The sequence below is a fragment of the Mesorhizobium sp. M1182 genome, from assembly GCF_040318335.1.
GTDB lineage: Bacteria > Pseudomonadota > Alphaproteobacteria > Rhizobiales > Rhizobiaceae > Mesorhizobium.
The window spans coordinates 255,987-262,734 of sequence record NZ_JAMYMD010000005.1 but is presented as its reverse complement, the minus strand read 5'-3'; the positions used below and the strand labels follow the sequence as shown (position 1 = coordinate 262,734).

Sequence of the window (6,748 nt, the reverse complement as noted above, 5' to 3'; positions counted from 1 at the left end):
CCGGCGCACCCGTTCAAGCATCATAACATGGTGCGGACCACCGTCCTGGACCCTGGGGTTCAGGCGCAGCGCGACGTCGCAACACCGCACCAGCTCGGCTGAGGTACGAGAATCGGCGCTGGCGAACAGCGTCACCTCGTGGCCCTGTCGGACAAGTTCTTCGGTCAGATACGAAACAATTCGCTCCGTTCCACCGTAGGTTCGGGGCGGCACGGATTCGGTTAGCGGTGCGATCTGGGCTATTTTCATTTAGAAATCTTTTCGGCGGCGATCGCCGCCTTTCAAACAGCTTCGGCGGCAACCAAGACAAGCGAGAGCTTCCAGTTGCGAAGTATTCTATGCAGAGCGTATTTATAGTTGTGCCGTCCGTGCTCCTCCCGTGCAATCAGGTTGCCCTTATTCAACTCCTCTGCATCCAAGAACTGCGATCCATGAGAAATGTTTCACCGGCTCGATAAAAAGACAGAATGAGCTACGCGCCGCCGCCCCGCCGCCCCCTGACAGGCAGCTTTGGATCGCTCGATCACCACCAAGTGATCCAGGCGTGCCGGTGCCGAATGGAACATAAAGCCCGGAATTCAGTTAGATAGCCGGATTTGGCTGGAGTACCGCCAGATGCGGAATTCCAGCCGGGCAGGGCACTACCGTGACACGGAGTGAGCGGCTTCGGGCGCATCTCGCCGAACTCAGGCACCACCTTGCCGAACTCGGGAGCCATAAACGCTCCCTATGGAGGATGCCATGAACCAGTGGACAAACGCCAGGCTCTGTGACGTAGCCAACCTGATCCTTGGGGCAATTCTGTTCTTCTCCCCCTGGATCTTCACCTTTGCGGCAGGCCCGCAGACGCAGAACGCCCTCGGCAGCGGAATCTTGATTGTCGTGCTTTCGGTTGCCGCCCTCGCAGCATTTGCCGTGTGGGAAGAGTGGGTGAACCTGGTCGTCGGACTGTGGGTTCTCGCATCGCCCTGGGTGCTTGGATTCCAGGCGACCACGGCGATGACCGTGCATGTCGTGATCGGCATTCTGGTCGCCGTGCTGGCGGCGATCGAGCTCTGGATGATGTATCAGAACCCGCCGACCCAGTCCGCCGCCTAACAGGCGCAGCCAGCCAGCGCCCTTTTTTGGGCCTGACGGATCTATCGGTCGTCTGCCGGTCTCTCGGCAACAGCCGCCGGAGGCCGGGTAGGCGGCGTTTGTTTGGACGAGAATAGGAAGGATGGCGCATTATGGTCGGTGACAATCCGCGTTCGACGGCCAGGATTGCGGGACATCCTATTCATCCGATGCTCGTGCCATTTCCGATCGCCTGCTTCGTCGGCACCCTGCTGACGGATCTAGCCTATTGGCGAACAGCGGAGATGATGTGGGCTGACTTCTCCGCTTGGCTGGTTACCGTCGGCGTGATCATGGGCTGCCTGGCAGCGATCGCGGGGCTGATCGATTTCCTGGCCAATCCGCTGATAAGGGCACAGCCCCCCGCCTGGCCGCACGTGCTCGGCAATCTTCTGGCGCTGGCGTTATCCATCATCAACATGCTCGTGCACACCCGCGATGCATGGACCTCCATCGTTCCTACAGGCTTGATCCTCTCGGCGGTTGTCATGCTCGTCCTCATCTTCACTGGTTGGCTGGGCTGGTCCATGGTGTACCGGCATCACGTCGGAGTCGCGGATTGATGCGCATAGCAAGCTCCATCGGTCAGACCAGGCGCATCGCGGTGTCCGTCCTCGTTTGCACTGCGGCGATCACTCTTGCAGCGTGCAGCGGCAACGACCCGGATCCCAGCAGTCAGATAGGGCCGAATCCAAAACTGCCGGAGCCGATCCAATATTTCTTCCCGCCGATGCATCTCGCTTCCGTGGTCGGATGGAAGAGCGATGAGAAGCCGACAGTCGCGCAGGGGCTGCAGATCCAGGCTTTTGCCCACGGCTTGCAGCATCCGCGGTCGCTTTATGTGCTGCCCAATGGCGACGTGCTGGTGGTCGAGTCCAAGGCGCCGGGTGGCGAACCGATCAAACGGCCCAAGGATTTGGTGATGGGCTGGATCGAATCCTGGGTCACCTCGGGCGGCGACAGCGGCCCAAGCAACCGCATTACGCTGCTGCGCGACGCCGATGGCGATGGCAAGCCGGAGCTGACCAGCGTATTCCTCGACCACCTGAGCTCCCCCTTTGGCGTGGCGCTGGTGGGAAGCGATCTCTACGTCGCCAATACCGACTCCATCGTCCGCTATCCCTACAACACCGGTGACACAAAGATCACCGCGCCCGGGACGCCGCTAACCGCCCTGCCCGGCGGCCCGATCGACCACCATTGGACGAAGAGCCTGGTGGCAAGCCCCGACGGCTCGCTGCTCTATGTCGGCATCGGCTCGAACAGCAACGTCGCCGAAAACGGCATCGAGGCGGAGAAGAACCGCGCCGCCATCTGGCAGGTAGACAGGGCCACCGGCCGGTCGCGCATTTTCGCCAGCGGTTTGCGCAATCCAAACGGCCTGAGCTGGGAGCCGCAGACCGGGGCGCTCTGGGCAGTGATCAATGAACGCGACGAGCTCGGCCCCAATCTCGTGCCGGATTATCTGACCTCGGTAAAGGATGGCGGCTTCTACGGATGGCCATACAGCTATTACGGCCAGCATCTCGATCCCCGCGTCATGCCCCAACGTCCGGACCTGGTCGCAAAAGCGATCGTTCCGGATTATGCACTGAGTTCCCACGTCGCCCCTCTGGGGCTGGCCTTCTATGCGGCAACCAGCCTTCCCGAGGCATATCGCGGCGGCGCCTTCGTTGGCGAGCATGGCAGCTGGAACCGCACGCGCTTCAATGGCTACAAGGTAGTTTTCGTACCATTCAGCGGCGGCCGTCCGAGCGGCGTCGCTACCGACGTGGTGACTGACTTCCTGGACAAGGACAACAAGGCGCGCGGCCGGCCTGTCGGCCTGGCTGTCGACAAAACCGGGGCCCTGCTCATCGCCGACGACGTCGGCAACACAGTTTGGCGGGTGACATCTGCCGGCCAATAAAGTGGCTCCACTCCCTTCGTCGAGCTGTCGGTCGAGCAGGTGGAGGGATCCCCGACGATCGCCGTTCCGGTGGTTCTGCTAGGCGCATTCGGCGTGCCCGCCATTGCCGGCTACTCCACGCTGACGATGTTTGCCGCGTGGCCGCATCGGGCGGGTGAGCTGGAAATAGATGAGGGCCTGCCGCTGATCACCGCCGAACCGAAGGACCGCCAGCGCCGCGAAATGGTATTTTTGCCCTTCCCACAGCCGGCTCTAGAATTTTCATCGCAAATCAAGTTATGATGCACTTGGTATTTCCCGGGACGGCTTGCGCCGCTTGGAATACCGGGAGGAACCGGGACATGGCCGTTGCGCTTGTACTCGTTCTGATAGTCGTGGGCTCGGTGTTGTTCCACTTCCTGAGCCCATGGTGGTGGACGCCGATTGCCTCGAACTGGGACTATATCGACAACACCATCATCATAACTTTCTGGATCACCGGTGTCGTCTTCGCCGCCGTGGTTCTTTTCATGGCCTATTGCGTCTTCCGCTTCCGTCATCGGGAAGGCAATCAGGCGGCATACGAACCTGAGAACAGGCGGCTCGAATCCTGGCTGACGGTCGTCACCGCGGTTGGTGTCACCGCTTTGCTCGTTCCAGGCCTGTTCGTCTGGAGCCGGTTCGTTACCGTTCCAAGCGACGCAACCGAGGTCGAAGTCGTCGGCCAGCAGTGGCAATGGAGTTTCCGCCTCCCCGGCAAGGACGGCAAGCTCGGCACATCCGACACTCGCGACGTCAACGCTGAAAATCCACTCGGCGTCATCGCCACCGATGCCAACGGTCAGGACGATGTCGTAGTGGAAGCGGCCGACCTGCACCTCCCGGTAGGCAAACCGGTCAAGATGCTGCTCCGCTCGATCGATGTGCTGCACGATTTCTACGTGCCGGAATTCCGCGCCAAGATGGACATGATCCCGGGCTCGGTCACCTATTTCTGGTTCACTCCTACCAAGACCGGAACCTTCCAGGTCCTGTGTGCCGAACTCTGCGGCCAGGGACATCCGATGATGCATGGCGTGGTCATGGTCGATACTCAGGAAGACTATCTGGCGTGGCTTGGCCAGCAGCAGACTTTTGCGCAGCTGTCCGCGCCCCAGCAGATGGGCTCGGCAGAGTAGGAAACCGGAACGACGGCGCGCCGTCGGGATTGAAGTTAATGCGGCAAGTCCGAACTGTCGGGCTGGCCGAGAAGGGCACGGAGGTGTTCCTATGGTCGATATCACACCTGCAGATGCGGTACCGCCGGCCGAAGTCGCGGAAATGGAACTCTACCATCCGCACAGCTGGTGGACGAAATACGTTTTCTCGCAGGACGCCAAGGTCATCGCCATCCAGTATTCGGCGACGGCGACAGCGATCGGCATGGTCGCGCTGGTGCTATCCTGGCTGATGCGGCTGCAACTCGGCTTCCCCGGCACATTCGACTTCATCACCCCGGAAGCCTACTACCAGTTCATCACCATGCACGGCATGATCATGGTGATCTACCTGCTCACGGCACTCTTCCTGGGCGGCTTCGGCAACTATCTGATCCCGTTGATGGTTGGTGCTCGCGACATGGTCTTTCCCTATGTCAACATGCTGAGCTACTGGATCTATCTGCTCGCCGTGCTGGTCCTGGTGTCGAGCTTCTTTGCGCCCGGCGGACCGACGGGTGCCGGCTGGACGCTCTATCCGCCGCAGGCGATCATGACCGGTACGCCAGGCGGCCAGGACTGGGGCATCATCCTGATGCTTGTCTCGCTGATCCTGTTCATCGTCGGCTTTACCATGGGCGGCTTGAACTATGTCGTGACGGTGCTGCAGGGGCGCACGCGCGGCATGACGCTGATGCGCCTTCCGCTTACTGTCTGGGGTATTTTCACCGCCACCGTCATGGCGCTGCTCGCCTTCCCGGCGCTGTTCGTCGCCTGCGTGATGATGCTGCTCGACCGGGCGCTCGGCACCAGCTTCTTCATGCCGGCGATTGTCGAGATGGGCGAACAGTTGCAGCACGGCGGCGGCAGCCCGATCCTGTTCCAGCATCTGTTCTGGTTCTTCGGCCATCCGGAAGTCTACATCGTGGCGCTTCCGGCCTTCGGCATCGTATCCGACCTGATCAGCACCCATGCGCGCAAGAACATCTTCGGCTACCGCATGATGGTCTGGGCCATCGTCGGCATCGGCGCGCTGAGCTTCGTGGTCTGGGCGCACCACATGTATGTCAGTGGCATGCATCCCTATTTCGGCTTTTTCTTCGCCACAACGACATTGATCATCGCTGTCCCAACAGCCATCAAGGTCTACAATTGGGTGCTGACGCTGTGGCGCGGCGACATCCACCTCACCATACCGATGCTTTTTGCCTTGGCCTTCATCGTCACCTTCGTCAATGGCGGGTTGACTGGGCTATTTCTTGGCAATGTCGTCGTCGACGTTCCGCTGTCGGACACGATGTTCGTCGTCGCCCATTTCCATATGGTCATGGGGGTTGCCCCGATCATCGTAATCTTCGGCGCGATCTATCACTGGTATCCGAAGGTCACCGGCCGGATGCTGAACGAGACACTGGGCCGGTTCCATTTCTGGGTCACCTTCCTCGGCGCCTATCTGATCTTCTTTCCCATGCACTATCTCGGCTTGATGGGCGTGCCGCGGCGGTACAACGAATTGACCGACATGACGATCATGACGGAATCGGCCCACCACCTGAACTCGTTTATCAGCATCATGGCTTTTATAGTCGGTTTTGCTCAGATTGTGTTTCTGTTCAATCTCATCTGGAGCATCCGCCATGGCCGTGAGGCTGGCGGCAATCCGTGGCGGGCAACGACGCTCGAGTGGCAGACGCCCGAAACACCGCCCGCCCACGGCAATTTCGGCAAGGATCTGCCGATCGTCTATCGCTGGGCCTATGACTACAGCGTACCGGGAGCCAAGGAGGACTTCATACCGCAAAACGTTCCGGGCTCCTTCGCGCCCTCCAGGGAGCCGGCATGAGCGTAATCCTGGTCTTCCTGCTCGTGATCGCCGGTATTGCCGGGTGGTGGCTTTCCCATCAGCGGCTAATGACGAAGCCGTGGCTCGAGCAAGGTATGACCGGGGATTTTGTCGCTCTGGACCGATCGGCGCTGCCGACCGCAAAGATCGGTCTCGGCGTCTTCCTTGCCGTCGTCGGCTGCCTGTTCGCGCTGTTCACCAGTGCTTACTTCATGCGCATGGCACTGTCGGATTGGCGGCCGCTGCCCATCCCGCCCCTGCTCTGGCTTAACACCGGCGTACTGGTCTTGAGCAGCATCGCGATACAGTGCGCTTCGCTCGCGGCGCGCAAGGGTCAAGTGGACATGGTCAGGCTCGGCCTCGCCACCGCTGGACTCACGGCGCTCGTCTTCCTGATTGGACAGCTTGTGGCATGGCGGGAACTGAGTGCGGATGGCTATTTTCTGGCATCCAATCCGGCCAACAGCTTCTTCTACCTGCTAACGGGAATGCATGGCCTGCATATACTGGGAGGACTGGTCGGGCTGGGCAGAACGAGCGTCGGCGCCTGGAACGGAGCGCAGCCGCAGCGGCTTCGCCTCAGTGTCGAGCTGTGCGCCATGTATTGGCATTTCCTGCTTTTCGTCTGGCTCGCCATCTTTGCGCTTCTGGCCGGCTGGGCTTCGACTTTAATCGACATTTGCCGAGGGTTGCTGACCTAGGAGG

8 protein-coding genes are annotated in these 6,748 nt (G+C 60.6%); 7 read left to right on the top strand and 1 reads right to left on the bottom strand.

Features of this window, described 5'->3' with window-relative positions:
* Nucleotides 1–249: glycosyltransferase (locus NKH33_RS09800; RefSeq protein ID WP_352470451.1), on the bottom strand; the 249-nt coding region annotated here is incomplete at its 3' end.
* 492 nt (nucleotides 250–741) lie between these two features.
* Between NKH33_RS09800 and NKH33_RS09795 the strand changes: the two genes are divergently transcribed.
* The 7 genes from NKH33_RS09795 (at nucleotide 742) to NKH33_RS09765 (ending at nucleotide 6,744) form a co-directional block, all read left to right on the top strand.
* Nucleotides 742–1,098 carry an SPW repeat protein gene (locus tag NKH33_RS09795; RefSeq protein ID WP_352451366.1) on the top strand — a complete coding sequence of 119 codons (357 nt, stop codon included), beginning with the start codon at nucleotides 742–744 and terminating at the stop codon, nucleotides 1,096–1,098.
* A 131-nt stretch (nucleotides 1,099–1,229) separates the two neighbouring features.
* Nucleotides 1,230–1,679, top strand: coding sequence for a DUF2231 domain-containing protein (locus tag NKH33_RS09790; protein WP_352919145.1), 450 nt, complete (start codon nucleotides 1,230–1,232; stop codon nucleotides 1,677–1,679).
* Entirely contained in the window at nucleotides 1,679–3,025 is a 1,347-nt protein-coding gene (locus NKH33_RS09785; protein ID WP_352766775.1) for a PQQ-dependent sugar dehydrogenase, read from the top strand. Before NKH33_RS09790 ends, NKH33_RS09785 begins: the two co-directional genes overlap by 1 nt.
* 93 nt (nucleotides 3,026–3,118) lie before the next feature.
* A complete protein-coding gene (locus NKH33_RS09780; protein ID WP_352567649.1) occupies nucleotides 3,119–3,307 on the top strand; it encodes a hypothetical protein in 189 nt (62 codons plus the stop codon).
* Nucleotides 3,308–3,366: 59 nt separating this feature from the next.
* Nucleotides 3,367–4,182 (top strand): cytochrome c oxidase subunit II, encoded by an 816-nt coding sequence (gene coxB, locus NKH33_RS09775; protein WP_352500857.1) that lies wholly within the window; start codon nucleotides 3,367–3,369, stop codon nucleotides 4,180–4,182.
* A gap of 91 nt (nucleotides 4,183–4,273) precedes the next feature.
* Nucleotides 4,274–6,043 (top strand): cytochrome c oxidase subunit I, encoded by a 1,770-nt coding sequence (gene ctaD, locus NKH33_RS09770; protein WP_352470447.1) that lies wholly within the window; start codon nucleotides 4,274–4,276, stop codon nucleotides 6,041–6,043.
* The gene (locus NKH33_RS09765; protein ID WP_352539753.1) at nucleotides 6,040–6,744 is read left to right on the top strand and encodes a cytochrome c oxidase subunit 3; all 705 of its coding nucleotides are present in this window, start codon (nucleotides 6,040–6,042) and stop codon (nucleotides 6,742–6,744) included. Before ctaD ends, NKH33_RS09765 begins: the two co-directional genes overlap by 4 nt.
* The last annotated feature ends 4 nt before the right edge of the window (nucleotides 6,745–6,748 follow it).